The 26,986-nt window shown below is 70.5% G+C and carries 20 protein-coding genes and 5 pseudogenes; 11 read left to right on the top strand and 14 right to left on the bottom strand.

Translation table 11 applies throughout. The annotated features are described in order from the left end of the window. The first annotated feature begins 13 nt into the window (after nt 1-13). The gene (locus tag AB5L52_RS00635; protein ID WP_369362224.1) at nt 14-1,843 is read left to right on the top strand and encodes a phosphatidylglycerol lysyltransferase domain-containing protein; all 1,830 of its coding nucleotides are present in this window, start codon (nt 14-16) and stop codon (nt 1,841-1,843) included. Between the two features lie 418 nt (nt 1,844-2,261). On the opposite strand, the gene AB5L52_RS00630 is transcribed toward AB5L52_RS00635, so the two are convergent. Continuing rightward, nucleotides 2,262-2,894, bottom strand: a complete 633-nt coding sequence (locus AB5L52_RS00630) for an HAD-IA family hydrolase (protein ID WP_351029517.1) — start codon at nt 2,892-2,894, stop codon at nt 2,262-2,264. Nucleotides 2,895-2,926: 32 nt separating this feature from the next. Next, nucleotides 2,927-4,150, bottom strand: coding sequence for an MFS transporter (locus AB5L52_RS00625; RefSeq protein WP_351029515.1), 1,224 nt, complete (start codon nt 4,148-4,150; stop codon nt 2,927-2,929). Between the two features lie 68 nt (nt 4,151-4,218). Here AB5L52_RS00625 and AB5L52_RS00620 point away from each other — a divergent pair, with 68 nt between their 5' ends. Further along, entirely contained in the window at nt 4,219-4,980 is a 762-nt protein-coding gene (locus tag AB5L52_RS00620) for a DeoR/GlpR family DNA-binding transcription regulator (RefSeq protein ID WP_369362222.1), read from the top strand. A 513-nt stretch (nt 4,981-5,493) separates the two neighbouring features. Further along, nucleotides 5,494-6,374, top strand: a pseudogene (locus AB5L52_RS00615) (transposase); the annotation flags it as partial. 2 nt (nt 6,375-6,376) lie between these two features. On the opposite strand, the pseudogene AB5L52_RS00610 reads toward AB5L52_RS00615, so the two are convergent. After that, nucleotides 6,377-6,632, bottom strand: a pseudogene (locus tag AB5L52_RS00610) (IS110 family transposase); the annotation flags it as partial. Between the two features lie 198 nt (nt 6,633-6,830). Here AB5L52_RS00610 and AB5L52_RS00605 point away from each other — a divergent pair. Beyond that, nucleotides 6,831-6,977 (top strand): annotated as a pseudogene (locus AB5L52_RS00605) (transposase family protein); the annotation flags it as partial. Between the two features lie 411 nt (nt 6,978-7,388). On the opposite strand, the pseudogene AB5L52_RS00600 reads toward AB5L52_RS00605, so the two are convergent. Continuing rightward, nucleotides 7,389-7,622, bottom strand: a pseudogene (locus AB5L52_RS00600) (IS5/IS1182 family transposase); the annotation flags it as partial. A 310-nt stretch (nt 7,623-7,932) separates the two neighbouring features. Between AB5L52_RS00600 and AB5L52_RS00595 the strand changes: the two are divergent. From AB5L52_RS00595 to AB5L52_RS00575, 5 genes and pseudogenes are all read left to right on the top strand, one after another. Continuing rightward, complete coding sequence (locus AB5L52_RS00595) at nt 7,933-8,901, top strand: alpha/beta hydrolase (RefSeq protein ID WP_369362221.1); 969 nt, start codon at nt 7,933-7,935, stop codon at nt 8,899-8,901. A gap of 119 nt (nt 8,902-9,020) precedes the next feature. Continuing rightward, complete coding sequence (locus AB5L52_RS00590; protein ID WP_351577408.1) at nt 9,021-9,875, top strand: IS5 family transposase; 855 nt, start codon at nt 9,021-9,023, stop codon at nt 9,873-9,875. Continuing rightward, on the top strand, nt 9,872-10,270 hold the full coding sequence (locus AB5L52_RS00585) for a hypothetical protein (protein ID WP_369362220.1): 399 nt from the start codon (nt 9,872-9,874) through the stop codon (nt 10,268-10,270). Before AB5L52_RS00590 ends, AB5L52_RS00585 begins: the two co-directional genes overlap by 4 nt. Nucleotides 10,271-11,014: 744 nt before the next feature. After that, entirely contained in the window at nt 11,015-11,548 is a 534-nt protein-coding gene (locus tag AB5L52_RS00580; RefSeq protein ID WP_369362219.1) for a VOC family protein, read from the top strand. A 116-nt stretch (nt 11,549-11,664) separates the two neighbouring features. Further along, a pseudogene (locus AB5L52_RS00575) lies at nt 11,665-12,429 on the top strand (transposase family protein). Nucleotides 12,430-12,551: 122 nt separating this feature from the next. On the opposite strand, the gene AB5L52_RS00570 reads toward AB5L52_RS00575, so the two are convergent. From AB5L52_RS00570 to AB5L52_RS00540, 7 genes are all read right to left on the bottom strand, one after another. Next, nucleotides 12,552-13,280, bottom strand: coding sequence for a response regulator transcription factor (locus AB5L52_RS00570; protein WP_351577399.1), 729 nt, complete (start codon nt 13,278-13,280; stop codon nt 12,552-12,554). 38 nt (nt 13,281-13,318) lie between these two features. After that, nucleotides 13,319-15,970: an FtsX-like permease family protein gene (locus AB5L52_RS00565; protein WP_351577396.1), complete on the bottom strand. Its 2,652-nt coding sequence runs from the start codon at nt 15,968-15,970 to the stop codon at nt 13,319-13,321. Next, entirely contained in the window at nt 15,967-16,629 is a 663-nt protein-coding gene (locus AB5L52_RS00560) for an ABC transporter ATP-binding protein (RefSeq protein ID WP_369362218.1), read from the bottom strand. The genes AB5L52_RS00565 and AB5L52_RS00560 overlap by 4 nt, the downstream gene beginning before the upstream one ends. Further along, on the bottom strand, nt 16,616-17,329 hold the full coding sequence (locus AB5L52_RS00555; protein WP_351577440.1) for an ABC transporter ATP-binding protein: 714 nt from the start codon (nt 17,327-17,329) through the stop codon (nt 16,616-16,618). The genes AB5L52_RS00560 and AB5L52_RS00555 overlap by 14 nt, the downstream gene beginning before the upstream one ends. A gap of 5 nt (nt 17,330-17,334) precedes the next feature. Next, the gene (locus AB5L52_RS00550) at nt 17,335-17,976 is read right to left on the bottom strand and encodes a hypothetical protein (protein WP_351577390.1); all 642 of its coding nucleotides are present in this window, start codon (nt 17,974-17,976) and stop codon (nt 17,335-17,337) included. Between the two features lie 128 nt (nt 17,977-18,104). Next, entirely contained in the window at nt 18,105-19,481 is a 1,377-nt protein-coding gene (locus AB5L52_RS00545; protein ID WP_369362217.1) for an ATP-binding protein, read from the bottom strand. A gap of 3 nt (nt 19,482-19,484) precedes the next feature. Continuing rightward, complete coding sequence (locus tag AB5L52_RS00540) at nt 19,485-20,162, bottom strand: response regulator transcription factor (RefSeq protein WP_351029491.1); 678 nt, start codon at nt 20,160-20,162, stop codon at nt 19,485-19,487. Between the two features lie 151 nt (nt 20,163-20,313). Here AB5L52_RS00540 and AB5L52_RS00535 point away from each other — a divergent pair, with 151 nt between their 5' ends. After that, on the top strand, nt 20,314-20,523 hold the full coding sequence (locus AB5L52_RS00535) for a hypothetical protein (RefSeq protein WP_369362216.1): 210 nt from the start codon (nt 20,314-20,316) through the stop codon (nt 20,521-20,523). A gap of 72 nt (nt 20,524-20,595) precedes the next feature. On the opposite strand, the gene AB5L52_RS00530 is transcribed toward AB5L52_RS00535, so the two are convergent. The 3 genes from AB5L52_RS00530 to AB5L52_RS00520 are packed head-to-tail and all read right to left on the bottom strand — an operon-like array spanning nt 20,596 to nt 25,491. Further along, the gene (locus AB5L52_RS00530; protein ID WP_369362215.1) at nt 20,596-20,787 is read right to left on the bottom strand and encodes a hypothetical protein; all 192 of its coding nucleotides are present in this window, start codon (nt 20,785-20,787) and stop codon (nt 20,596-20,598) included. 4 nt (nt 20,788-20,791) lie between these two features. Continuing rightward, nucleotides 20,792-21,469 (bottom strand): BPL-N domain-containing protein, encoded by a 678-nt coding sequence (locus AB5L52_RS00525; protein ID WP_369362214.1) that lies wholly within the window; start codon nt 21,467-21,469, stop codon nt 20,792-20,794. Continuing rightward, nucleotides 21,466-25,491 (bottom strand): Pls/PosA family non-ribosomal peptide synthetase, encoded by a 4,026-nt coding sequence (locus AB5L52_RS00520; protein ID WP_369362212.1) that lies wholly within the window; start codon nt 25,489-25,491, stop codon nt 21,466-21,468. Before AB5L52_RS00520 ends, AB5L52_RS00525 begins: the two co-directional genes overlap by 4 nt. Before the next feature lie 162 nt (nt 25,492-25,653). Here AB5L52_RS00520 and AB5L52_RS00515 point away from each other — a divergent pair, with 162 nt between their 5' ends. Continuing rightward, nucleotides 25,654-26,970 carry a histidine kinase dimerization/phospho-acceptor domain-containing protein gene (locus tag AB5L52_RS00515; RefSeq protein WP_369362211.1) on the top strand — a complete coding sequence of 439 codons (1,317 nt, stop codon included), beginning with the start codon at nt 25,654-25,656 and terminating at the stop codon, nt 26,968-26,970. The last annotated feature ends 16 nt before the right edge of the window (nt 26,971-26,986 follow it).

The following is a 26,986-nucleotide window of genomic DNA, read 5'->3' as shown; positions in this document are numbered from 1 at the left end:
CGAGTCTGCCTTCATGAGCATCACCGCACCTTCACCCCCGGGTCCGCGCACCACCAAGGGCCGGACGGCTGCTGTCCGGGACCGGGCAACTTCCCTCCCCCGCAGCTGGATTCCGGCCGCCGCCGGCAACGCGTGCCTGTTGATCGGGCTGCTCGACATAGCCTCCGCTGTCTTCCCGGCCCTGCGCCACAACCGCATACGGCTGCTCGCCGGGAATCTGCCCGGCGGTACCACCACGATGGCCGCCGCCGGCTCGCTGATGACCGGCGTCCTGCTCGTACTGCTCGCGCACGCGCTGCGGCGGCGCAAGCGGCGGGCCTGGCAGGCGGTGATGGTGCTGCTCCCAGCAGCCGGGCTGCTGCATCTCCTGCGCTGGCACACCCCCGCGGCCGGGGCGGTGTCGTTCGCGCTCTTCCTGGTGATACTGGTGCACCGCAGGGAGTTCTACGCGCTGCCCGACCCCCGCACCCGCTGGCGGGCTCTGCTCAACTTCTTGGGCATGGGCGGTGCTTCGCTGTCTCTCGGCCTGCTGATCACCAGTGTGCACCCGACGTACGAGGCCGGATCGCCGTCCCTCACGGACCGCCTGCTGCACACCCTGTATGGGCTCTTCGGACTGGAAGGGCCGGTGCGCTACAGCTCGGTGCGGGTGGCGGATCTGGTCGGCTACTCGCTCGGAGCGCTCGGCCTGGTCACCGCGCTGACCACCGCCTATCTCTTCTTGCGGCCCGAGAAGCCGCGGCCGGAGCTCTCCGCCGACGACGAGGCGCGGGTGCGGGAGTTGCTCGACCGGCATGGTGCACGGGACTCGCTCGGCTACTTCGCGCTGCGCCGCGACAAGAGCGTGCTGTTCTCGCCGACCGGGAAGGCCGCGATCGCCTACCGGGTGGAGTCCGGGGTCATGCTCGCCTCCGGCGACCCGATCGGGGACGTCGAGGCATGGCCCGGCGCGATCAAAGTGTTCATGGACGAGGCGCGAGCGCACGCCTGGGTGCCTGCGGTACTCGGCTGCAGCGAGACCGGCGGCGAAGTGTGGATCCGCGAAGCTGGCCTGGATGCACTGGAGTTGGGCGACGAGGGCGTGGTGCACACCGCGGACTTCTCGCTCGGTGGGCGGGCCATGCGCAACGTCCGGCAGATGGTCAAGCGCATCGAACGCAACGGTTACTCCTGCAAGGTGCGCAGGGTGGCGGAGCTCGACGACGCGGAGCGGGTACGGATCGGGGACGCTGCGGCGCGCTGGCGGGGTACCGACATCGAGCGCGGCTTCTCCACCGCCCTCGGCCGGTTCGGCGACTCGGACGACACCGGCTGTGTGGTGGTGACCGCGCACAAGGCTCCCGATCCCGATGCAGGTGAGTCACCGGACGCCGACGACCTCAAGGCCGTGCTGCACTTCGTGCCGTGGGGCCCGGAGGGCCTCTCCCTGGAGCTGATGCGCCGCGACCGTGCCGCCGACCCGGGCCTCAACGAGCTGCTGATCGTGGCGATCCTCCAGGCAGGGCCCGGGCTCGGGGTGCGCAGAGTCTCGCTCAACTTCGCGATGTTCCGCTCGGCGCTGGCGCGCGGGGAACGGCTCGGCGCGGGGCCCGTGCTCCGTGCCTGGCGGGGGCTGCTCGTGCGGCTCTCCCGCTGGTTCCAGATCGAGTCGCTGTACAAGTTCAACGCAAAGTTCCAGCCGGAGTGGGTGCCACGGTACCTGGTCTTCCCGCAGACCCGCGACCTGCCGCGGATCGGGCTGGCGGCGATGCAGGCGGAGGCGTTCATCACCCTGGGGTGGCCGAAGTCGGGCCGCAAGGCACCACGCCGGAGCCTTGCGACGGTCACCTCCGCCGAGAAATAGCAACGGTCCAGGGAGCTTGTGCTGGTTGCGGGCGGATGACTTCGCTGAAGATCGTCGGTCAGCGGGCGGACTTCGCGGTTCGTCAGTACCAGCAGGGCTCACCGCGCAGACGCCACTTATCCAATGCTCGATGGCACTTCGCGCAGGTCGGACAGGGTGCCCAGTGTCAGGCAAGCAGAACTTCGGAAACGCCGTAATCGAAGCGTTTCCTGGACTCCTGATCGGCTGTGGTCGGTGTCCGACTCGACCGTGACACCACCGCTGCCGACTGATGGCTACGTGGGGGCTGAGATGGAGGCCAGCAGCAACGAGGGGCGACGCGTGGACGGTGCCGTCCGTTGCTGTCTGCGGTGCCGAGCAACCCCTTGTACGGATCCGTACAAGGTCCCCCGACTTCTTGTGGCCCTCATGTCAGGTGTCATTTCCTCGTGGGGCGTCGAGTCGGCAACCAGGTGCCGATGACGGCTACCAGCTTGTCGCGGTCGGTGAAGACGTGTCCGTTCATGCCGGTCGCCTGCGCGGCGCGTACGTTCTCCTCGCGGTCGTCGACGAAGAGGAAGTCGGTCGGGGCGGCCCGCATGGCGACGACGCAGTGATGGAAGGCTGCCGGGGCCGGCTTCGCCGCTTTGATCTTCCCGGAGAGGGCAACGTGGTCCAGATCGTGCAGCCAGGGCTGCGCGGTGAGGAAGGCGTCCGCGTGGTCTGAGGGGATGTTGGACAGCACGGCGACCTCGGCGACGTCGCGCAGGGACTGGACGTAGGCGACCATCCGGTCGTCGACGCGTGACCAGCTGTTGATGTCGGTGAGGCGCAGTTCCTCGATCATGTCGGCGTCGACGGACAGGGACAGTCGGCGCAGTACGGCGGTCCAGTACTCGGGCGCGGACTGCCGGCCGGCGTCGTAGGGCGGGCGGCAGGCCCAGTAGGCCGTGGTGAAAGCGTCGGTGTGTGCCTGGCAGCGGGCGGCCATCTCTTCCAGGGCACCCGGGCGTTGGTGGCGGGCGATGACCCCGAAGAGGTCGAAAAGCACGATGTTCCGGTCGGTGGACATGCTGGTGGGTTCCTCCGGATCCCGAGGGGCATTCAGTGGCTGCTTGCTGCCATCTCGTGCGTGCGGCCGGCTCCGGTGCGCAGGATCCCGGCGGCCGCTGCGGTGATCGCACACAGCAGGGTCAGCAGTACGAAGGCGTGGTTCAGGGCGACGAGGTGGGTCAGCCAGCCGATGACGGCGGGGCCGGCGAGCATGCCGACGTAGCCGAGCCCGGCGACGCGGGAGACGTTGGCCCCGGCAGCGCAGGGGTCGGCGTGCCCGGCTGCACTGAACAACTGCGGCACACAGCCGGACAGCCCGAGACCGAACAGCGCCCAGCCCGCGAACGCCGCCCATATCCACGGGGAGACGCCCACGATGGTGATGCCGACAGCGGCCGTGGCCGCGCCGTAGCGCAGGATTGCCATGGGCCCGAACCGGGCAACGAGGCGGTCGGCGAGCAGCCGGCCGATCGTCATGGCCGCCGCGAAGGTGCCATACGCGAAGGCGGCAGTGCTCGCCGGTGCACCGAGGATGTCCTTCAGGTACAACGCGCTCCAGTCGCCCGCGGCTCCTTCGCACAGCATGACCATCAGAGCCAGGGCGGCGAGGAGCCAGATGTGCCCGCTGGTTCTGCGGCGCTCGGCGGCCCGCGCTTGCTCGGCTCGCTCCTCCGGGTCCGTGTTGGCGGCGGTGGGTGCGGCTTGCAGCAGGGCGCCTGCCGACACCAGGGCGATCACGATGCCCAGGGCTCCCATGGCTGCCATGCCTGCGGCCGGGCTCAGGCCGGCGCTCGCCGTGGCCGCTCCGGCGAGCGAGGCGAGGACACCGCCGACCGAGAACGTGGCGTGGAAGGCCGACATGACGGGACGGCCATACGCCTCCTCTACGTGTACGGCGTGGGCGTTCATGCTCACGTCCAGGCAGCCGTTGCAGAATCCGAAGGCCAGCAGGGCACCTGCCAGCGTCCACGGGTCCCGGGGAAGACCCGGCAGTGCCAGGGCCGCGCTGCACAGCACGCCGGTGGCGGGGACGACGATGCGCGCTCCGAGCCGGTCGGTCAGGCGCCCGGCCGCCTGCATGCCGACGAAGGCTCCCACGCCCAGCAGCACCAGGAGTCCCCCGAGCGTCGCGTGACTGATGCCGACGCGCTCCTCGATGGCGGGGATGTGCACCACCCAGGTGCCCATCGTAGTGCCGCAAAGGATGAAGTAGACAAAGGTCGCTACTCGGGCGACTCGAAGCGAATGATTCATGATCGCCACCGTAACGAACATTGACCGTGATTGAATACTGTCACTTCGCACACATTGAATGTTCGTTTCAGGGGGTGTTCAATCGCGGTATGAGCAACGCAGACCGACACGGGATGATCGCGCAGACTGTCAGAGAGTCGGGAAGGATCACAGTCCAGGAACTCGCCGAACTGACCGGCGCCTCCGAGATGACCATCCGGCGCGACCTCGACGCGCTGGCCGCGCTGGGCGTCCTTGAACGAGTTCGTGGCGGGGCGCGCACCCTGCTGCTCCGGGGCGAGGAGCCGCCCTTCGCGCTGCGAGCTCACGAAGCCGTCGATGCCAAGCGCCGCATCGCGACCCAAGTGTCCTCGCTCATCGCCGACGGCGAGACCGTCCTCCTCGACAGTGGCACCACCTGCCTGGAAATCGCCCATCTGCTGCGCCGACGTCCCGTCACTGTGATGCCCCTGTCCTTGCAGGCCATCCATGTACTCGGCGAGGGTCCGGGCCCGGCAACGCTGATGGTGCCCGGCGGGCAGCCTCGGGCCGCCGAGGGAGCCCTCACCGGCCCGCTCGCCCTCGCCTCCCTGGCGGCACTGCGTTTCGACACTGCCGTCATGGGCTGCTGTGGTCTGAGCGCAGCCGAGGGCCTGACTGCCTACGACCTCGATGACGCAGCCGTGAAGAAGGCCGGCATCGCCTCCACGCGCCGCGTCATCGTCGCAGCCGACGGCAGCAAGCTCGGCCACACTGCCTACGCGTACGTCGGCGCCTCCACACTCCTGCACACCCTCGTCACCGACGCCACAGCACCCGCCGACGAGCTAGCCACGCTGGAAGGCGCCGGCATCGTCGTCAAGGCTGTCTGAGCAAGGCCCTTCCGCTCTACGGATGGCGTCGATGCTGGTGACGACGGCGCCGTCGTCGCATAGGCAGCGAAAAGAAGTCGGAGGTCGGGTCCACCTCAGATAACGTCAGAGGACTGGCTGTGTCGGTTTTTGAGGGAGTCGGTTCGGCGTGACTTCGGGAGTCGTTTTGCGGTGAACTTCAAGATCAATGTGGCTTTTGATGTTCACTCTGGTGCTGCGAGGCCGCCCTCTTGGTCCCCATCAAGCCGGAACGTCCGTGCGCCAAGGGCGCCTTCGGTGTCCACTTCGGTCTGGCGCGCTGGCGCAGTGCCTTGAGCGAAATGCGTACTGTCGATGCCATGGCAGACCAGACGGGCCGCAACCTGCCAGAGACCGGAAGCCACATAGATGGACACGACGAGCACTGCTCAGGACCTGTGGATCGGCTCGGAGAGGATGTACCTTCCCGGGTGATTGATCGATAGGTCACCGAGCAAGACCGGTGTTCGCAGCACTGGCCAGGAAGGCATGTCCGTGCTCAGCGTAGTGAACGGCGACGGCACCACCGCCAACGGCTCCTCCCTGATCGACGAGATCGTCCGGGAGGGGCAAGAAGGATGCTGGCCGCGGCGCTGGGCTGAAGTCAACTCACATAAAGCCGAGTTGGCCGACCAGCGGGACGAGCCTGGCTGACGGCTCGTGGTGCGCAACGGCTACCACCCGCCCCGGAAGGTCACCATCGCGGCCGGTGTAGTGAAGGTGAAGGTGCCACGGGTGAACGACAAACGCGACGACGACGAGAGCGGGGAGCGCAAGCGGTTCTCCTCCGCGATCCTGCCGCGCCCTGGTGTCGCAAGAGTCCAAAGATCAGCGAGGTGCTGCCGCTGCTCTACCTGCGTGGTCTATCCTCCGGCGACTTCGTGCCCGCGCTGGAGCAGTTCCTGGGCATCTCAGCCGGACTGTCTCCTGCCACGGTCACCCGGCTGACCCAGCAGTGGCAGGCCGATCACGCCGCATTCATGAACCGTGGCTTCGCCGAGGTCGACTACGTGTATGTGTGGGCCAACGGCATTCACCTCAACGTCCGCCTGGAGGAGGCCAAAGCCTGCGTGCTCGTCCTCGTCGGCGTGCGCGCGGACGGCACCAAGGAACTGGTCGCGCTCAAGGACGGCTACCGCGAGCCGGGCGAGTCCCGGGCAGACCTGCTGCGCGACTGCGCCTGCCGGGGGATGCGTGCCCCGGTCCTGGCGGTAGGCGACGGGGCTCTGGGCTTCTGGAAGGCTCTGGCCGAGGTCTTCCCGCCTCCCGGCATCAAAGGTGCCGGGTTCTCAAAACTGCCAACGTGCCCAACGCTTTGCCGAAGTCGGCCCAGTCCGGCGCGCGGCAAGTCGCTTCAGGACATCTACAACGCTAAGTCCGCCGCCAAGAGTTGGGCGAGGATCCGGGCATCGACCTTGTCGGTCTTGACCTTGGCTTCCACGATCGCCCTCGACCTGTGCGGGTTCGACACCACGACCCGCGCCACCTTGGGACGCAGCAACAGGGCAATCGCCTCGGAGTTGCCGGTGGCCTCCAGGGCCACCTCGTCGTCCTCGCGCAGCGCCGCGGCCCAAGCCCGAAGTTCCGCGTCCCTCGACCACCGCTATCTGGGCGAAGTCGCGACGAACATCCATTCCGTTCTGGCGGCCCATGGCCGCCTCCCTCTGGCTCGGACGGTCGCACCGTACGGCGAGGAAAGCTACCTGTCACCACCGGTACCAGAACGGGCTCAACCGATGTTCATACCGGGTACCAACCCTATCGAGTCCACGTTCCCAACTGTCCGCCTGCGCACGAAGGTCACTCGCGGGGCCGGCTCCCACGCCGCCGCACTGGCCATGGTGCTCGCGGCCGGTTTCGGCATCGCCGTTGGCACCGCCCACGCCTACACCACGGCCGTCATCGATCTGCTCGCCGACCGCGCGCCCGGGCTGCTGTGTGTGCTGCGCGAGGCCGACCCCGACTGTGTCCTGCTGGATGACGAGGCCGTGCTCGGCTGGACCGGGCCCATACCCGTGGACGATCGCGGTACGGCCCTGATACAGGGCAGGAGTACGGTCCACCCGCCAGCGAACGCCCGCAGATGTCCGTGGACCGACGCGGTCTCTCCGTTCAGTAAGAGCCAATCCTGGGACAGCCATGATTCGACATGGTCGGCCTCGTACTCGGCGACCGCAGCCGTTTGCCAAGTGGCGGCCTCGCGAGCCGAGGCACTGCCTCTCCCTCTGTGGCCGCACCTGCGCACGGGTACGGCCCGCGCTGCACCGCTGCCCGGTGACCTGCGAAGACATTCGGCACTACGGCCACCCGGCTCTGCGGCCGCCACCGGACTCCTCTGTTGATGGCGGCCCCGGTCTCATATGCGCATAAACAATGAGCCTTTTCCAACTTCACTCCGAGCTGGCCAGATGCCAGGTGAGGACGGCTTGGACGTGACTCTTGATGCGCGTGGTCGAGCAGCGGATCTTACGCAGGGGCCGCCAGGACTTGAGGGTGGCGACGGCCCCTTCGACAAGGGCCCGGATATTGGCGTGGGACCGGGTGACGGCCTGCTGACCCGGGTAATGCGTCTGCCACTGGCCACGGTCGGGGTCCCGTACGAACCCTGCTGCGAGCTGGGCGTACGGGTGACCGTTGCGGAGCTGGGCGAGGGCGAGCAAAGCCTGATGCCCGAGCGGGTGGCGCCGAGCGCGTGTGGAGCGGCGAGGAGGCTTGGTCGCCACCGAGCCGCGCACCCAGCGAGCGGAACGGCGAAGGGGGCTCCTTGGAATGCGGCGACGGAGAATGCGTGACTATGCTGGATTTAGCTTCATCGGGGGCTTGAGCCAGGGTGTCGACTCCACTGGCCGCCCGACAGCCCGAGCGCGCCGCGACGCTCTTCAGCGTCCTGCGCTTGTCACCATGCGCTTCTCGCACTTCCCAGGGAGTATTCCCATGGCTGCTCAGACCGCCTCAATCGTTCTTGAGTCCGAGGCACAGGAGCTCGCCGACGCGACCTCGCACCATCCGTTCCTGTACGAGCTGGATCCGACCGCAGCCCGCAAGGTCCTCGACGACCTCCAGGCCGCACCGGTCGACAAGCTGCCGGTCGACGAGGAGTGGGTCACCGTACCGGCCACCGTGGGCGAAGTACGGGTACGCATCGTCAAACCGCAGGGCGCCACCGGAACGCTGCCCGTCGTGTTGTACATGCACGGCGGTGGCTGGGTACTGGGCAACGCCGGCACCCACGACCGCCTGGTGCGCGAGTTGGCGGTTGGCGCATGTGCGGCGGTGGCCTTCGTCGAGTACACGCCGTCACCTGAGGCCCACTACCCCGTGGCCATCGAGCAGGGCTACGCCACCGCGCAGTGGATCATCCGCGAGGGAGCGTCCAAGGGACTGGACGCAGAGCGCATGGCAGTGGCCGGGGAATCGGTCGGCGGGAACATGACCGCTGCACTCGCCCTCATGGCCAAGGAACGCGGCGACGTCAAGTTCGTACAGCAGTCCATGTACTACCCGGTCACGGACGCAGCCATGAACACTGGTTCCTACGACCAGTTCGCCACCGGCTACTACCTGAGCCGCAAGCTGATGGAGTGGTTCTGGGACGCCTACACGACCGACCCGAACCAGCGCGCGGAGATCACCGCGTCTCCCAACCACGCCACCACCGAGCAGCTCACCGGCCTGCCGCCCGCCCTGCTGATCGTCGACGAGGCCGACGTGCTGCGCGACGAGGGTGAGGCCTACGCCGCCAAGCTCCGAGCAGCCGGCGTGCCGGTGACCACCGTGCGCTACGACGGCACGGTCCACGACTTCATGTTGCTCAACTCCCTCAGCCAGTCCAAAGCCGCCCGCGGAGCCATCGACCAGTCCACTCTGTTCCTACGCAACGCCCTCGGAACCGGCCAAGCCTAAGTGGACGTTAAGTCGTACCGCCGTACCAGTCCGGTCTTCCTCGGTTCGTGATCGCTCGATCGTGGTACTGATCGTCGCGCAGGCCGTCTGCTGGGCATGTCCATGTTGAGATGCGGGACATGAAGCGAGAGCCGTACCCGAGCGACTTGGCGGACGAGCAGTGGACGTTGATCGAGCCGATGATCACGGCCTGGAAGCAGGAGAGGGTGGCGCGGTCAGCGACCGGAGATCCCGGGTCGTGCGATCTGCGGGAGGTAGTGAACGCGATCTTCTATCAGAACCGGACGGGCTGCCAGTGGCGCTATCTGTCCCATGACTTCCCGGCCTGGTCGGCGGTGTTCTACTACTTCGGCCTGCGGCGCGAGGACGGGCTCGACCAGCGGATCCAGGAACTCCTGCGCTGCCAGGTACGGGAGAGAGCCCGGCGATTAGAGGACCCGTCCCTGGTGATCATCGACACCCAGTCCGTCCGCGCGGCCGCGGGTGTCCCGAAGACCACGACGGGACTGGACGCCAACAAAAAGGTGTCGGGGCGCAAGCGGGGACTGGCCGTCGACGTTCTGGGGCTGATCATCGGCGTCGTGGTGCTGGCCGCCTCAGCCCATGACAACGCCGCCGGCACCGCCCTGCTCGACCAGGCGGCAGACCGGTGCGGGATGCGTCTGGAGAAGGCCCTGGTGGACCAGGGCTTCAAGGACGAGGTTCTCATCCACGGCGCCCTGCTGGACATCGACGTCGAGGTCGTCCGCCGCAACCCCGCAGACCAGGGCAAAGGCTTCGTCCCGCAACCGAAGAGGTGGATCGTGGAGCAGGTCAACGGCACGTGGATGCTGCACCGCCGCCTGGCCCGCGAGTACGACCACCGCCCCGACACCTCCGCCTCGCGCGTCTACTGGGCTTCCATCGCGAATATGGCCCGCCGCCTCACCACACTCGCACCCACCTGGCGCGACACTCTCGGGCTGGCCGCGTGAACATCAGCGAGCTCCTGGCAGACCTCCAGGAGCAGCACGACAAAGCCACGGCCCGGGCCGGCGAACTACGCGACCAGATCGACCACTTGACCGCCCCCCTGGCCGAGACTGAAGCGCGACTCGCAGACCTGGCCACCACCCGGAAGATCATCGCCGAACGCGTCCCGCCCGGGACCAAGCCCGATCCGCCCGAGACGAACACTGCCTACCAAGCCATCGTGAACGCCTTCAACCAGCACCCCGGCCGGGCATTCCGAGCCCGCGAGCTGCACGAACTCCTCGGCATGCCCACCGACGACGCGACCGTCAACGTCACCCGCAGCCGCCTCGGACGCCTCGTCCGACAAGGCTTCCTCGCCCAACCCGCACGAGGCCGCTACCAGAAACGGACTTAACGTCCACTAGCTAAGGTCTGCGACCACGGAAGCTTTACTCCTGAACTGCATGGTGGAATACGGCCGCGGCGACCGTGCCCGCCAGATGCAAGCGCCGCTCCGTCCAGTCCAGGCACGTGCGTACCTGTGGTGCCGTTTCCTGGGTGATACCCGTGTCCGTGAGTCATGCGGCGCCCGAGGGAGTAAGGGCCGGGCCGAACTTCCGCTCCGAAAAGCCCTGTTCGGTCATCGCATGGGTGATCGCCACAGACTAGGAGCCGCCGAGGTGGTCGTAGCAGATGCGGGCGAAGGCCACGGCACGGTGCTGGCGGCCCCTCGGCATCCAACCGAACGGCAGGCAGAGCCGCGGCCGAAAGAGGTTGGACAGCTTGGAGCGATGTTCCGAACTCGATCGCCCGGACGAGTAGTCGCCGGACGTGAACACAGCCTTCGGCCGGGCGCGAGCCCGATTCCGCGACCACGCAGGTCACCGACTGCTACGGCACCGCCCGTGCCGGCTTGTAGGCGTATGAGACGGTCCGTCACGGGATCGCCGAAGGCTGTTGGGTCGCCGGTGGGGAGTCTGTTCCGGCAGGCCCTGAGTGAGCCTATTCCAACCTCAGGTTCCGCTGACTGAGGGCTATGACGGGCTACCTCCGAGCGGTCGTGAGGTAGCACCGGCGCCCAGCCCCCATATAGGACAGAAACTGACCTAGATCCCGCCTAACGTCGCGGCTGGCAATCAACATTGGCGGAAGGGCCGTGATGTCTGAGCAGACCAACTCCGCGCCGGCGGGCTACACCACCGTTGCCCCCTGGGTCGTCACCGACGACACGGGGGCTTTCCTCGACTTCGTCTCCCGGGCGTTCGGGGGTGAAGAGCTGGCGCGAGTGCCCACCGAGGATGGTTTGACCGGTCACGGCGAGATTCGAGTCGGCGATACCGTCGTGCTGGCCTTCGACCGGCACACGAACTGGCCCGCTATGCCAAGCCTGCTGCGCGTGTTCGTCACCGACGCTGACCAAGCCTTTTCACAAGCCGTCGAAGCTGGCAGCCATGTCGTCACGCCTTTGGCCTACGACGCCTTCGGACAGCGCGGAGGCCGTACCAAGGACCCGTTCGGCAACATCTGGTGGGTGGTCAGCCGCGTCGAGGACGTCTCTGAAGAGGAGATGTGGAAGCGGCTGCAGGACCCCGTGTACGCCGAAGTCATGCGTGTGGCTCAGGAGACACTCGACACCGAGCTCAGCGGTCAAGACCGCGGACGCAGCAGTGCTCCTGTCAGGACAACCAACTGATCAGTGCCCAACTTGGCCGGAATGATGGCCAGTTGGCATGGAGGGCGTTCGGGAAGAGGTGAAGGTCCTGGTAGATGGGTTGTCGACCAAATCAACCCGTCTGCCCGGAGCTTCACGTGCTCGTTTACCCATCGGGGATCGATCTGTCCAGTTCGACCCTGTGCTACCTCTCCCGCTTGCTGGCCACCCGACGCCTGGAGCGGGGCACGCGGTGGCGTCGGCTCCCCGCAGCTCGGCAGGCCCTGCTGGTCCTGGCCCACCTGCGGTGCGGACACACATACGCCCAGCTCGCAGCCGGGTTCGGGGTCGGGATCGCCACCGTCTACCGCTACATCACCGAAGCGGTCGAGGTCCTGGCCGCCGTCACACCGGACCTCGCCACAGCCGTACACACCGCCACACACAAGGCGTTCGTGATTCTCGACGGCACCCTGCTGCCCATCGACCGGATTGCCGCCGACCGGCCCTACTACTCCGGGAAGCACAAGAAGCACGGCATGAATGTACAAGTCCTCGCCGATCCATTCGGGCGGCTGCTCTGAGCCTCCGCCGCTCTGCCCGGCTCGGTCCACGACATCAAAGCCGCCCGCACCGACAGCGTCATCGCCGCGCTGGCCGAAGCCGGCGTGCGCTGCTGGGCCGATAAGGGGTACCAGGGCGCCGGCGGCACCGTGCGCGCCCCCTACTGCGGCCGCTGGGAGAAGCTCTCCGCAGGCCAGAAGGCCGTCAACGTCTCCCACGCGAAGATCCGAGCAGTCGGCGAGCAGGCAATGGCCACCCTGAAGTCGTGGCGGCTGCTGCGCAAGCTCCGCTGCAGCACCACCCGCATCACCGGCCTGGTCAAGGCCGTCCTCGCCCTCTATCTGGCAACCTCAAGCTGAAGTTGGAAAAGCCTCAATCTGTGCGAATCGATAAAAGATATACAGATTGAATTCGCTGACGGCTGTTGATTTTTCGAGTGGGAACACGTGGCTCACCAGGGCGCCGGTGCGAACGACGTCGGTCACGGATCCAGGCGGTAGCCGTGTCCTCTGAGTGTGGTGATGCGAGGCAGGTGGCTGGGGCAGGGGCTTGTTTCGGTGGCGTCGGTGAGGCGGTGGCGGAGGGCGGCCATGGTGACGTCGAGGGTCTTGGTGGAGCCGAACCAGTTCTCGTCCCAGATCTCGGCCATGAGGGTCTCGCGGGAGACGGCCTCGCCCGCGTGCCGGGCGAGGAGGGCGAGCAGCTCGAACTCCTTGGGACGCAGGGGGATTTCCGTGTCATGGAGGTGGCAGCGGCGTGCCGTGGTGTCGATGACGAGGTCGCCGAGGTGGATCGGCCGCTGGGTGGGTGTGGTGACGGTCTGGCGGCGCAGGTGGGCGCGCAGGCGGGCCAGCAGGACGGTGAGGCTGAACGGTTTGACGAGGTAGTCGTCGGCGCCGGCGTCCAGTCCGGCGATGACGTCGATGTCGTCGGTGCGGGCCGTGAGGATGACGATCAGCAGGTTCCGGCAGCGGCCGCGCAGGGTGCGGGCGACGTCCAGGCCGTCCATGTCGGGCAGGCCGAGGTCCAGGAGCAGGGCGTCGTACGAAACCCGGGTCGCCTCGGTGAGAGCGGCGGAGCCGGTGCGGCTCCAGGTGGTGGTGTAGCCGTTGCCTTGCAGGCCGGTCTGGAGGTGGTGGCCGATGACGTCGTCGTCCTCGACCACGAGGACCCGGAAGCGGCCGTTGTCGGGTGTGGCGGGCGTGCCCATGGCCGACAGGGTAGACACGTCGGTCGGCGCGTGCTGGCTCACAGGTCGCGTAGTTCCTCGATGGCGGGGCGTCGGGTGCGGCGGATGCCGTTCAGGGCTGCGGTCAGTACGGCGGCCAGGGCGGCCAGTGCGGTCAGGGCGAGGTAGCCGCTGGGCACCGCCAGGGTGGCGGGCGGTGGGTCGAAGACGCCGGTGAGGACCTTGACCAGCATCTCGGAGAGGGCCCAGCCGATGAGGGCGCCTCCGGCGAGGCCGGCGACGGCCAGGAGCAGGGCTTCGGTGAGGACCATGCCGCGCAGCTGGCGGGTGCGGGCGCCGAGGACGGTGGCGATGGCGAAGGTGCGGCGGCGTTCGGCGAGCCCGAGGGCGAGGACGAGCCCGCCGGCGCCGGCGGCCAGCAGGACGGCGAAGGCGAGCTCGATGCGGGTGAGGCCGGCAAGGTCGACGGAGGTCAGGCTGGTGCCGACGGTGCCGCGCGTCTGGGTGAGGTCGGTGACGGTGGCTGTGGTGCCGAGCTTCGCCCGCAGCTGCGCGGCGATCTGCTGCTGGTGGGTGCCGCCGGTGTCGAGGAGGAAGGCGCCCACCGCGTCGCTGCCGGTCGCCTGCGTGATGTAGGTGGCGTTGGCGACGAAGAAGCTGTCCTTGGGGGCGGTGGGGAACTCCTTGACGATGCCCGCGTAGTGGAAGGGGACCGTGCGCAGGGCCTTGGTGCGGGCGTCCTGGACGCGCAGGTTGACGGTGTCGCCGGGGGAGAGCTGGAAGTCGTTGACCGTCTCGGCGCTGACCAGCAGGTTGTCGGGCCGCTCGGCGAGGCGCCGCATGAGCTGCTGGGCGGTGCCGCCCGCGAAGTAGGCGTCCTGGAGGGAGGTTGCCCGGTCGATGGTGCCGGGGCGGACGCCGTAGAGGTCCTGCAGGTCGGAGCCGACGTAGGCGAAGCGGTGCTGGAGCGGTTCGACGTGCCGTACGCCGGAGACCTTCAGCGTGTCCGCCTTGCTGGGCGGGATGCGGGCGCCGGGTGGTTCGGTGACGGTGACGTCGGCACCGTTGGTCAGGCGGGCGTCGACCTCGGCCTGTTGCCGGTAGGTGGCGTTGAAGACCGCCGTCGAGACCGCGAAGGACACGGCGAGGGCGAGCAGCACCACCGAGCGGGCGAGCGGGCGGCGGCGCCGGGAGAGGGTGGCGGCGGTGGTGCCGGCGAGGTTCGCGGTCAGCGGGCGAGCCAGCCGGGCCAGGGTGGGGCGGCCGTGGGCGAGGGCCAGCAGGGTCAGACGCCACAGGAGCAGGGCGGCTCCGATCCACAGCAGTGCGGGGCCGAGGAACGCCCAGTACGACACGGAGATGCTGGGCACGCCCTCGGGGGCGAGGACGAGGGCGTACTGGTTGCCGGAGGAGGCGCGGAAGACCAGCCAGGAGCCGATCAGCAGCGCGAAGTCCAGGCCGTAGCGCGCCCACCAGGGGGTGCGGGTGCCGCGTGCGCCGGATTCCTTGCGGGTCTCGGCGACGGTCACCGTGCGCAGGTCGCGCAGTGCGGGGACGAGGACGGCACCCGCGGCCACGACGGCGCCGAGGAGGAAGGCGAAGGCGTACCAGGCTGCCCAGGTGCCGGCGCCGGTCCCGAAGGACGCGGTGCCGAAGGCGAGGCGCCCGGTCAGCGCGGCGATGCCCAGCCCGGCCAGCCCGCCCAGCAGACCGATGAGCGCCGCTTCCAGGCCGGCGAGGGCAGTGATCTGGCCGGGGCGCAGGCCGCGCAGCCGCAGCAGTCCTTGTTCCTGACGGCGCCGCTCGCCCCCGGCGGAGGCGACCGCGACGGTCAGCGCGGCGGCCAGGACCGCGCCGGGGACACCGAGGAAGAGGAAGAGGATCTGGGCGTACAGGGCGTCCTGGCGGGCGGAGTCGAGTGCGGCGCCGACGTTGTTGCCGACGAGAGCGGTGCCGGCCGACCGGGCCTCCAGGTTGTGGGCGGCGCGGGTGACGGTGGTGTAGGCGGCGGCAGGGTCGGCGGGCAGGCGCGTGGTGTCGCGGGCGACGTGGATCTGGCTGGTCGTACCGGTGGAGCCCTGAGTGAGTGCGGCGAACCGGGTGGACGGCAGGAGGACGACGTTGTCCGGGGGCGCGGTCGGCTGGGACTGGCTGGGGGCGCCGACCGTCTGGAAGAGGGAGTCGGCCTGCGGCAGGTCGACCACACCGTCCACCTTCACCTGACGGTTTCCGGCGCCCGGCAGCTGGAAGCTGACCATGTCGCCGGGGGCGGCGTGCAGGTTCGAGGCGGTCTGCTGGGCCAGCAGGACACCGGTGGAGGAGCCGGACAGGGTGCGGATCGCGTCGGGGAACAGGGTGCGGTAGCCGTCGGGCAGGCCGAGTGCCATGCCAGGGCCGGTGGTCTGGGTGCTGCCCTGCACGTGGGCGGTGAAACCGGCGGTGCGGGCGTAGCCGACCGGGAGGGCGGATTGGGTGCCGGGTGTCTTGCGCACCAGGGACAGTACGGTGTTCGGGTCGGCGCCGGGCTGGACCTGGACCTGCCAGTCGACGGAGACGGAGCGCAGGGCGCGCTGGGTCATCGTCGCTTTCGACGCGGTGAGGAAGGAGCCGAGCGCGGCGACGAGGGCGACCGCGAGCGCGATCCCGGTCAGGGCAGCCAGCAGCCGTCCCGTGCGGTGGCGGGCCAGGCCGCGGGCCCAGGCGGTGATCACGCAACCTCCTCGGGTGCGAGCAGCCGCCCGTCGCGCATGGTGCGCCGGACGGTCAGACGTGTGGCGATGGCGGGGTCGTGGGTGGTGACAACGAGGGCCGCGCTCGTGTGGTCGGCGGCTGTGAGCAAGGCGTCCAGTACCCGGGCGCCGGTGGCGTGATCGAGGCGGCCGGTCGGCTCGTCGGCGAGGATCAGGCGCGGAGCCTGGGCCAGGACGCGGGCGGCGGCCACGCGCTGGGCCTGGCCGCCGGAGATCTCCTCGGGCAGCCGGTCGGCGAGGTCGGCCACGTCCACCAGGGCGAGCGCGGAGAGGGCGGCTTCACGGGCCTCGGATTCAGGGCGGTCGGCGAGGATCAGGGGCAGGGCGGCGTTCTCGGCGACGCTGAGGGCGGGGATCAGGCTGTCGCCCTGGAAGACAAGCCCGATCCCATGCGGCCCGAGGGACTCGGCCCGGGTGACGGTGCCGCTGGTGGGCTGTTCCAGCCCCGCCAGCAGGTGCAGCAGCGAACTCTTCCCCGATCCGGACGGGCCGACGACGGCCAGCCGCTCGCCGGGCCGGATCTCCAGGTTGGCGCCGTGCACAGCCACGACCGCCTGTGAGCCCTGGCCGAACGTGAGCGCCGCCTCCCGGCAGATGACGAGCGGCTCATCCGGTGACATCGGGCGCCTCCCGCCGCTCCGGCTCCGCTGAAGCGCCGACTGTCCTTCCGTCCTCCAGGCCGATGACCCGGTCGGCGACGCGAACAGCGGCCGCGCTGTGCGTGACGATCAGCACGGCGCAGCCCCGGGCGGCCCGGTCGTGCAGCAGCGCCAGGACGACCTGTTCCGTCTCGCCGTCCAGTTCGCCGGTCGGTTCGTCGGCCAGCAGGATGTCGGGGGAGTTGGCGAGTGCGACGGCCAGGCCCGCGCGAGCCAGTTCACCACCGGACAGCTGCCGGGGCAGGGCATGGCCCCTCCCGGCGAGATCCACCTGGCCGAGCAGCTTCTTCGCGGAGACCGAGGGCCTGCCCGCGGCGGCCTGCTGGGCCAGCCGGATGTTGTCGCGGAGGCTCATGTGGGGCAGCAAGTTGCGGGTCTGCAGCAGCACCCCGATGTGGCGGGCCCGCAGCCGGGCCCGTTCGGTCTCCGGCCGGTGGCTGATCCGTACGCCGTCCACGCGCACCTCACCGCCGGAGGGTTCGTCGAGCCCGGCCAGACAGGCCAGCAGGGTCGACTTGCCCGACCCGGACGGCCCGACCACCGCGACCGTCTCGCCGCGCCGCACCCGCAGGGACACCCCGCGCAGGGCGAGCGTCTCCTCCTCGCCGGCCCGGTAGAAGCGGTACAGCTCACGGGCGGTGAGGACCGCCTCGTCCGCCATGGCGGTCACCGCCACGCGAAGGAGTCACTGATGATGCGCCAGGGGTCGACGTTGTCGGCGTTGACCGGCCCGGACAGGGTCAGGTCCACCTCATGGCCGGACCGGTAGAAGGCGTACCGTTCGAAGGCGTCCCGCACGACCTTGCCGGTGACCGGATCCTTCGCCGAGTCCCCCTGGTAGGTCAGCAGGACGACGCGGCCGGCGTGCCGGGTCACCTCGGACACCTTGGGCGCGGCGAACTTCGGGACTTGTCCACGCAGTTGTGGGACGACGGTGTTCGTCACCTCGCCGACCGTGGGCGCGGTGGAGGCGGAGAGCGCAGTGATCCGCACGGTGTTCAGCTTGTCCGTGAACACGGTGGCGCCGCGGTCCCGCTGAGTCTGGGCCCAGCCCTCGGGGACCTTCAAGGTGAAGCCGGGCTCGTCCAAGGGCACGTACACCTGGTTGTCGGGGATGTCACCGGGCGGGTTGGACTCGGTGGGCGCCGCGTTGTTCTGCGCGCTGCCCGCCGATGAGGACGGCGCCGTGGTCGCGGGGGGAGGGCTCTTGGACGTCGTCGAGCCGGAACCGGATCCGGAACAGCCGGCGGTCACTGCCGCGACGAGCGCCAGTCCCACGGCCGCGGACGTCCGTACATGTGCTGCCATGGCCACTGCCCTCCAAGGAGTCGCCGGACCGGGAGGTCATGGCACTCACGCTAGGAGGACGCCGGTTAACGCCTCGCTCACCGACGGTTAGACGACGGCAAAAGCGCACCCCCGGAACGCCGTAAGGGTCAGGACTCCTGGGCCGGCAGCAGGACGACCAGTCGCGCGCCGGGGTGGTTGTCCTCGACCAGGGTACGGCCGTGGTGGGCCTTGACGACGTCGCGGACGATGGCCAGGCCTAGGCCGCTGCCCCCGGTGTCCCGGGAGCGCGCATCGTCCAGGCGGGTGAAGCGTTCGAAGACGCGTTCGCGGTCGGCATCCGGGATGCCGGGGCCGTCGTCGGCGACGACCAGGCGGGCGAAGCCGTCCTGGGTGTGCAGACTGACCGTGACCCTGCTGCGGGCGTAACGCACGGCGTTGTCGAGGAGGTTGCGGACGACACGGGCGAGGGCGTCCGTGTCGCCTTGTACACGGGCTGCGCCCACGGCGTGCTGGTCGATGGGGAGCGGTGTGCGGCGGCGGGCCTCCCTGACCTCGGTGAAGATGATCTCGTCAAGGTCGACGGGGCGCGTCCGGATGCGTGGCTGGTCGTCGAGGCGCGCCAGCTGGAGGAGGTCGTCGACGAGGCGGGTGAGGCGTTCGCTGTCCCGCAGCAGGGATGCGGCGAGAGCCTGTGCCTCGGGCGAGCGGGCGTGCCGGGTGGCCACGTCGAGGCGGGTGTGCAGGGCGCTGAGGGGGCTGCGCAGCTCGTGGGCGGCGTCGGCGATGAAGCGTCGCTGCCGCCGGGTCGCGGTGTCCAGGCGTGCCAGCAGGTCGTTGAGCGTCCGGGCGAGCCGGGCGAGGGCGTCCGCGGTGGGCGGCACGTCGAGTCGGCGGCCGAGGTCGGAGGTGGTGATCTCGGCGGTCTGTGCGCGCATGGCCTCCACGGGGCGCAGCGCGCGGCCGGTGAGCTGCCACACCACGGCCGTAAGCAGGGCGACGACCGCCGGCGTGCCGGCGGCCAGGCCGGCGGTGAGCCGGGCCAGTCCCTGGTCGACGCTCTCGGTGGGTACGGCCACGTACACCGTCAAGGGGTTGCGGGCCGGGCCGGCGGGGACGCCGACGGCCCGCCACGTGCCGTTCTCGCCGACGGGGACGTCGTGAACGGTGTGCGCCCTGGGGGTGTCGGCCCGGCTTGCCGGGAAGGAGAACGCCCGCGGGCGGCCGCGCAGGTTCCCTGAGCTCGCGATCACGGTGCCGTTGCGGTCGACGATCTGTACGGCGGCCTCCCCGTGGCCGGTGGCCGGTATCTCGGCGCTGGCCTGGGGGGAGTCGGCGTCCGCCGCGACGACCTCGGCGCGCTGGAGGGCGGTGGTGTCCAGGCCGTGGATCAGGCTGGCGTGCAGCCAGACGACAAGGAGGACGGCGGCCGAGACCAAGCCGGCGGCGATGACCAGGGCCGCGGCGGCGGTCAGCCGCAGTCGCAGCGACCTGCGGGCCCACCAGAATGGGGCGCCAGAGGCCACTATTCACCCCGTACCGCTGCGCAGCCGGTATCCGGCACCACGGACGGTCTCGATGGTGCTGCGGCCGAACGGAGCGTCGATCTTGCGTCTGAGATAGCCGACGTACACCTCGACGATGTTGGTGTCGCCGTCGAAGTGCTCGTCCCAGACGTGGGTGAGGAGGTCCGTCTTGCTGACCACCTCGTCGGTGTGCCTGGCCAGGTACTCCAGGAGCGCGAACTCGCGGGCGGTGAGTTCGATCTCCCGCTCTCCGCGGCGGCAGCGGTGGCAGGCGGGATCCACGCTGAGGTCGCTGGCCTGGAGCACCGCGGGCCGGGCGGGAGCCCCGCGGCGCAGCAGCGCCCTCAGATGGGCGACGAGGACGACGTACGAGAAAGGCTTGCTCAGGTAGTCGTCGGCGCCGAGGTCGAGGGCGTCCGCCTCGTCGTACTCTCCGTCCTTCGCGGTGAGCATCAGCACCGGCGTCCAGACCCTGGCGCGCCGCAGCCGCTTCAGCACCTCGTAACCGGACAGGCCCGGAAGCATGATGTCGAGCACGATGACGTCGTACGACTCGGTCAGCGCCCGCCACAGACCGTCCGTCCCGTCGTGGGCGACATCGGCAACGAAGCCCTCCGCGGCGAGTCCCTCGGCGATCGCCTCGGCGAGTCCGCGCTCGTCCTCGATGATCAGCGTCCGCATGGCAGCCTCTGGTCCTCTTGTCCACCTTAGCCGTCGCTGGTGACTGTCGTCGGCTGAGAGGAAGCTGAGAAACGGGGTGCCTCTCCGCCTGCTTTCGGTACCCGGATCGCAGGCTGGAGCCCTCAAGCACGTAAGGGAAGGGGAAGCGACGATGAGCGACCTCGGGCGGGAGCGCCGGAGCCGGGGCGAGGACGCCTCGCGGCGCGTGCGGCAGGAGGAGCGCCACGGCCGGTGTGAGACCGGCGAGCGGCGCGACGACCGGCGGGACGACCGGGGGACCGGCCGGCGCCGGGAGACGGACGACGACGAGCGGGAGCGTCTGGTGCGCACCGCATTCGTCTCCGAAAGGCCGTTCGGGTAAATGGCCGGTTGGGAAAGGGAGGTACGGAGAAACGGAGCGCTGTGCGGCTGACGGCAGCGGTGGAAGGCGCCGTCAGGCGTGCCGCGTTTCGGCGGAGTGCAGCAGCCGGAGGGTGGTGTGCCCGGCGGCGTGCCGGATCCGGTCCTGGGGCCAGGCTAAGGCGCGGGCACGGCGCCGTTCCGCGCCATCCAGTAAGGACAGGCCGGGCTGCCGGGCCTTCGATGCGAGGCGCACGATCCACGGACGGGGCTCCGCGTCTGCCATGGGTTCACTCCCGCCACATTGATTCCACCAGGTCGCGGGCCAGGTCCAGGGTGTGCTGCACGGGCAGGCCGTGATCCGCGTACCAGTCGTCCGTGGCCTCCGGGTGGGGTCCCGTGACGGCCACCCGCCCCGCGCCGAAGCCCGCCACGAGGGCGGCGGGGGCGCCGTTGTCGTAGCGGGCGAGGATCCGGGCGTCGGCGCCGGCCTCGAGGAGGAAGACGGGGCCGTCCTGGAAGTACACGTGGCGTGGGGACCCCCGCCAGGTCACCCGTACCACGGTGGAGCCCTCGTCGTGGACGGTTGCCCCCACCGTGGCGATGTACTGATCGGTGTCGCCGGGCAGGAGTCCGAAGCCTGGTGTGGTGCCCGCGAGATAACCGCCCAGACAGAACCCCAGGTAGTGCCCGCCGCCGCGGACGAACGCGCGGATCGCCCGGCGCATCGGTCGCAGGAAACGGTAGGCGGAGTCGAGGGTGCCGCCGCCGGGCTGGGCGTACAGCACGGCCTGGGACAGCGACGCGGCCGAGAGCGGGAGCGCCTCGCGGGGCCCGGTGTAGCGGACGTCGAGGTTCCAGGGACCGGAGGTGAGGAGGTCCGCGACCGCCTCGGGGCAGCCGAGCAGGGCAGCCGGTCCGCGGTAGACGAGAGCCAGCCGGCGGCGTCCTCCGGATGTGCGCGTCACGGGCGGTGTTTCCCGGTCGGTTCCGTCACGGGAGGCAGCGCCGGCCCGGCGCACCCTTCGACCGGCAGGCCCTGCCAGTCCGTGCCGACGGGCAGGTGTTCGCCCTTCATGACCAGGGACAGTGCGCCGAGCCTGACCCCGGCGCCGACCACGCCGTCGTACAGCACCACCGTGCGCGTGCCGACGCTCGCGCCGGGGCCCACGGTCACGGTCGACATCTTCATCACCCGGTCCTCGAAGAGGTGCGTCTGAAGGGAGACATATGGGCCGATCGCGGCATCGTCGCCCACCTCCACCAGGTCGAACTCCGTCAGGTACGTGGTGCCGATCCAGGTACGCCGGCCGACGCGGGCACCGAACAGGCGCAGTACGGGCGGCAGGAACGGGGTCCCCACCAGAGCGCCGACGCCCGCGGGCACCGCGGCGGCCTCGAACAGGCCGGTGACGAACTCCGTCCGGCGGACGAACAGGCTCCACAGGGGCTCGACGCGCGGCCGGTACCGTCCGGCGGCCGCCCACTTGGCGAGCGCACAACACCCGACCACGGCCGACATCGCCCCCATGGCGAGCAACGGGGACACCAGTACGGTCACGGCCGGTCCGGTGCGGCGGGCGAGGCTGCTCAGGGCCAGCAGGTACCCGAGGCCACCGGCGGCGAGCAGTGTCGCGGGCAGGGTGGCGCGGAAGAACTCGATGGCCAGGCGGCCGGCTACGGCCCGGCGGGTCGGCCGGAACGTGAGCCTCTCGGGGTAGCGCCCGCTGTCCTGGCGCACCGGCAGCCGCAGCGCGGGCGAGCCCAGCCAGGTGCTGCCGGGCGGCACCCGACCGTCGGGCGGGACACTGCCGACGCCGACCAGGCAGCCCGGGCCGAGCCGGGTACCGGCGGGCAGGAGTGCCGCGTTGCCGACGAACGCGCGTCCGCCCACCTCGGTGGGTGCGAACGCCATGCGGCCGGCGGCGAAGGCGGCAACACCCACACCGGCCATGTCCGCGACGAAACTGCCGTCGCGGAGGGTGAGCAGGTCCGGGTCGATGTGCGCCACGGTGGACACCTCGGCGTTGCGGCCGACCCGCGCACCGAGCAGCCGCAGCCACGGCACCGTGTAGAGGGTGGCGTACAGCGAGTTGGTCAGGGTCAGGCTCTCCTCCAGGAGCTTGTCCGCGACCCATTTGCGCACGCCGAGCGCCGACCGCACGGGGTGGACACCCACCGGCGTCCTGCGCAGCACTGCCCGCCTGCCCACGCCGACGGCCAGGCACACCGTGGCCACGAAGACGGGCCCGAACAGCGCGGCCACAGCCGGCTCGTCGCGCAGCCACGCCCACCAGCCCAGAGCGACGCCCGGCATGGCCGCGGCGATGGGCACCGCTTCCAGCAGAGCCAGACCGAGCAGGGTGCCGGCCAGGTGCCGTGCCCGCCGGTGGTCCGTCGCGCGCGGGGCGCTCAGCAGCGACTCGACCGTCGGCGAGAGTGCCTCGACGGGGCGGGCGGGTGATCCGGCACGGCGGCTTCCTGCGGGGATCGATTCGCCCGGGCCTGCCAGGGACTGCTCGGCGAGCGCCGCGTCGGGTTCCAGTTCCGCGCCCGGTTCGCAGACCGCGTTGGCACCGACGTACGCCCGTGCGCCGATGGTGATCGGAGCGATGGTCACCCATCCGTCGGAGACCTGCCAGGGGCGCAGGGTGGCTCCGTAGCCGATCGCCGCGTCACCGCCGATGCGCAGCAGCTTGGGCAGTCCGATCAAGCTCGTGGCGATGGTGGTGCGCGCGCCGACCCGCGCGCCGAGGAGCCGCAGGTAGGGGCCCATCAGAGGGGATCCGCTGAGGACTCGTAGCGGGCTCAGGCCGAGCAGCAGCACGTCCAGGGTCCACAGGCGCAGGTAGGTGGCCCCCCACAAGGGGTAGCGGCCGGGCCGGATGCCGGCGGCCAGCGGCCGGGCGAGCACCGCGGGGGCGAGCCAGCGTACGGTCAGGTAGCCGGCCAGCACCGCGAGCGCCGGTCCGGTGGCGCCCGTGGCCGGAAGCCTGCCGCCATGCGCCACGCACAACAGGGCCAGTGGCCCCGTGAACAGCAGCAGGAGGGAGCAGAGCGCCGCTGCCTGGACCAGACCCGCCCGTGCGATCCGCGCACGGCCGTGCCTCAGCGGCACCACGCGACGGCGCTGTCCAGGCCCGCTTTCCGGGCCGTCCCGCAGCGAGCACAGGCGGGTCGTGAAGGCCCGGACGGTGGGATTCTCGTACAGGTCACGCAGCGTCGGGCCGGTGCCGCCGTCCTGTTCCCGCAGCAGGGACACGGCGTGGGCGGCGAGCAGGGAGTGCCCGCCGAGGTCGGTGAAGAAGTCGGCCTCGGCCGACACCTCCCCGGGAGGGATGCCGAGCGCGCGGGCCCACGCGTCGCGCACACGCGCCTCCCGCGCGTCGCGCACCGGAGCCACGTGCCCTGATGCCGTGAGGCGTCGGCCGGACGGCCGGGGGAGCCGCGTGCGGTCGGTCTTGCCGCTCGGCGAGACCGGCAGCCGGTCCAGGAAGTCCAGCGTCGCCGGGACCATGTAGGCGGGCAGCGCCTGCCGGAGGCGGTCGCGCAGCCGGGCAGCGAGAGCCGGGGCGTTGGCACCGCCTTCCGCCGCTCGCACGACGTATCCGGCCAGGACCTGCTGTTCGGCACCATCGCGCGGCATGAGAGCAGCGGCTGCCTGTGCGACGCCCGGGTCCTCCATCAGCACGCTCTCGATCTCTTCGAGTGACACCCGGTATCCGCGGATCTTCACCTCCGCGTCGGCGCGCCCGAGATACTCGATCTCCCCCTGTGCGGTCATCCTGCCGAGGTCACCGGTGCGGTACAGGCACCCGCCCCCGGGCGCGAGGCCATGGTGGACGAAGCGGTCGGCGGTCAGGTCCGGGCGGCCGACGTAGCCCCGGGCAAGCCCCGGCCCGCCCAGGCAGATCTCCCCGACGGCCCCCGGCGGGACGGGCTCGCGCCGCTCGTCCAGGAGGACCACCGTGTACGTCGGCAGGGGGCGGCCGATGGTCACCGGACGCCCCGGGCGCAGTTCCTGAACGGTGGCCGTGACGGTCGCCTCGGTCGGACCGTAGGTGTTGACCATGCGCCGCCCCGGCCTGCTCCAGCGTTCGACCAGCGCGGCGGGGCACGCCTCGCCGCCCACGAAGATGCTGCGCAGGCGCGGGAGGTCCCGGGGGATGGTCGCCAGCAAGGTGGGCACGCAGTACAGGACGGTCACCCTGTGCCGGTCCAGGAAGTCGGCGAGTTCCGCGCCCAGCCGTCCCGTGCCCGTGGGACCCGCGACCAGCGTGGCGCCGGCCGCCCAGGTGGGCCAGATCTCCTCGATCGAGAAGTCGAAGGAGATGGCCATGCCCTGGTACACACGGTCCGAGGGCCGGATGTCGTAGACCGGGGACACGACGCGCACGAAGTTGCGGATGCTCGACCTGGCGACCTCGACCCCCTTGGGCCTGCCGCTGGACCCCGAGGTGTACATCACGTAGGCCAGCGGGTCCGCCCCGCCTGCCGCTTCGCACGGCCGCGTGCTGGGCAGCACCGATGGATCCCCCGAGCCGCAGTCCATCTCGAGGACCGCGCACGCCCCGCACGGCAGCGCGTGCCTCGCGTCGGCCGCACGGGCGGAGGTGGTCAGCACCGCCTCGGCACCTGCGTCCCGGAGGATGTAGGCCAACCGGTCGGCGGGGGCTTCCGGATCGACCGGCACGAACACCGCACCCGCCTTGCACACGCCGAGCAGGCTCACGTACATTTCTACGGACCTCGGCAGGAGCAGCGCGGCGCGGCTGTCCGGGCCGATGCCGAGACGGCGCAACCGGTGTGCGACCCGGTTGGCCCGGGCGTCCAGTTCGGCGTAGGTCAGACGCCGGGCTCCGCATTCGAGAGCCAGGGCGTGCGGGGTGCGGTCGCAGGCGTCCTCGAAGAACCGGTTGAGGCCCCCGACCGCGGTGGTCATACGGTCCCGGCCCGGCGTGACAGGCGGCGCGGCAGTGCGGGAAGTCATGTCCTTTCCCCTGGAGTGTGGTCCGGGAATGATGCGATCGAGCCCAGGCGCGCCCCCAGGCACTTCTTCAGCCTGGACGGCACGAGCTGAGAGGACGCTGAGAGGGCGAGGGCGGCAGGACGGATGCCGCTGCGCGAGCCGGGCGGGGCGCATCATGAGGGCATGAGACAGCGCGTGGTGCGAGTCGCCGTCGTCGCCGCCCTGGTCGCCGTGGTCCTCCTCGCCGTCCCCCTGGCCCTGGCCATCCGCTCCGCCCTGTACGCCGACCAGCGCGACACTCTGGAGCGAGCCGCCCTGGCCGGGGCCGTGCGGGTGAGCCCGGACTACGCGAGCGGCGACCCCGTGGAACTGCCCGCGCCTCCGGCCGGCGGGCACCTCGGCCTGTACGACCCGCAAGGGCGGCTGCGCTCGGGCAGCGGCCCCGCGGCCGCCGACACCCCGGTCCACAGGGCGCTCGGAGGCGAGGCCGTCCGGGCATGGTCGGGCAGCGACCTCGCCGTCGCCGTGCCCGTCTCGCATGCCGAGCAGGTGATCGGAGTCGTACGAGCCTCCTCCCCGGCCACCGTCGTACGCGACCGGGTCTTCCTGACGTGGGCGGCCCTGCTGGGCGTGGCCGTGATCGCACTGGCCGTCGCTGTCCTCGTCGCCCGCCGTCAGGCCCGGGCGCTTGCCACGCCGCTGGAGGACCTCTCCCGGCACTGCCGGGCCGTCACTGAAGGAGACCTCGGCGCCCGGGCGGCCCCCAGCAGAATCGCCGAGATCGACCAGGTCGCCCGCACACACAACGAGATGCTGCACAGCCTGTCCGAACTCCTGCGGCACGAACGGGACTTCGCAGCCAACGCCTCCCACCAGCTGCGCACGCCCCTGGCCGGTCTTCAGCTGACGCTGGAGTCCGGACTGGAACAGCACGACGACGCCCGGCTGCGCCCCGCCCTGGCAGAGGCTCTCGCCACCACCCGCCGGCTGCACGACACAGTGGAGGAGGTCCTGCGCCTGTCCACGTCCCGGGCGGCGCTCGGGCCCAGGCCGGCCGACCGGCTCCTGGGCCAGGTACTGAGGGCCGTGGAGGAACGCTGGCATGGCCCGTTCGCCCAGGTCGGGCGGCGCTTCGCGTGCCTCGCCCGGGATGCGCCGGACGACCTCTCCGTGCCCGGCGCGCCGGTCACAGAGATCCTCGACATCCTGCTGGACAACGCCCGCGTCCACGGCCGCGGCACGGTCCGTCTGGTCGTACGCGACCTCGACGACGCCCTCGCCTTCGACGTCACCGACGAAGGCGAGGTGCCGGGTACGGCGGCCCGGTTGTTCGACCGCGGTCACAGCGGCGGCGGGCCGGGTACGGGCATCGGCCTCGACCTGGCCCGGGACCTGGCGTTCTCCCTCGGCGGCCGGCTCTCCCTGACCGGCAGCGCCCCGACCACCTTCACCCTGCTCGTCCCGGTCGGCCGTGACGAGACGGTGGACGGTACGCCCTGAACACCGCCGCCCCGCG

This window comes from Streptomyces sp. CG4, assembly GCF_041080655.1.
Classification (GTDB): Bacteria; Actinomycetota; Actinomycetes; order Streptomycetales; family Streptomycetaceae; genus Streptomyces.
The sequence above is the reverse complement of the archived record's forward strand: the minus strand, read 5'-3'. Positions and strand labels throughout refer to the sequence as shown.

Bases quoted from the DNA above. Each gene is read 5' to 3' on its own strand.
- AB5L52_RS00540 (WP_351029491.1), bottom strand. From the start codon at position 20,162: ATGCGGACGCTGATCATCGAGGACGAGCGCGGACTCGCCGAGGCGATC.
- AB5L52_RS00620 (WP_369362222.1), top strand. From the start codon at position 4,219: ATGAGCAACGCAGACCGACACGGGATGATCGCGCAGACTGTCAGAGAG.
- AB5L52_RS00580 (WP_369362219.1), top strand. From the start codon at position 11,015: ATGTCTGAGCAGACCAACTCCGCGCCGGCGGGCTACACCACCGTTGCC.
- AB5L52_RS00550 (WP_351577390.1), bottom strand. From the start codon at position 17,976: ATGGCAGCACATGTACGGACGTCCGCGGCCGTGGGACTGGCGCTCGTC.
- AB5L52_RS00630 (WP_351029517.1), bottom strand. From the start codon at position 2,894: ATGTCCACCGACCGGAACATCGTGCTTTTCGACCTCTTCGGGGTCATC.
- AB5L52_RS00515 (WP_369362211.1), top strand. From the start codon at position 25,654: ATGAGACAGCGCGTGGTGCGAGTCGCCGTCGTCGCCGCCCTGGTCGCC.
- AB5L52_RS00555 (WP_351577440.1), bottom strand. From the start codon at position 17,329: ATGGCGGACGAGGCGGTCCTCACCGCCCGTGAGCTGTACCGCTTCTAC.
- AB5L52_RS00535 (WP_369362216.1), top strand. From the start codon at position 20,314: ATGAGCGACCTCGGGCGGGAGCGCCGGAGCCGGGGCGAGGACGCCTCG.
- AB5L52_RS00590 (WP_351577408.1), top strand. From the start codon at position 9,021: ATGAAGCGAGAGCCGTACCCGAGCGACTTGGCGGACGAGCAGTGGACG.
- AB5L52_RS00530 (WP_369362215.1), bottom strand. From the start codon at position 20,787: ATGGCAGACGCGGAGCCCCGTCCGTGGATCGTGCGCCTCGCATCGAAG.
- AB5L52_RS00635 (WP_369362224.1), top strand. From the start codon at position 14: ATGAGCATCACCGCACCTTCACCCCCGGGTCCGCGCACCACCAAGGGC.
- AB5L52_RS00595 (WP_369362221.1), top strand. From the start codon at position 7,933: ATGGCTGCTCAGACCGCCTCAATCGTTCTTGAGTCCGAGGCACAGGAG.
- AB5L52_RS00570 (WP_351577399.1), bottom strand. From the start codon at position 13,280: ATGGGCACGCCCGCCACACCCGACAACGGCCGCTTCCGGGTCCTCGTG.
- AB5L52_RS00625 (WP_351029515.1), bottom strand. From the start codon at position 4,150: ATGTTCGTTACGGTGGCGATCATGAATCATTCGCTTCGAGTCGCCCGA.
- AB5L52_RS00520 (WP_369362212.1), bottom strand. From the start codon at position 25,491: ATGACTTCCCGCACTGCCGCGCCGCCTGTCACGCCGGGCCGGGACCGT.
- AB5L52_RS00560 (WP_369362218.1), bottom strand. From the start codon at position 16,629: ATGTCACCGGATGAGCCGCTCGTCATCTGCCGGGAGGCGGCGCTCACG.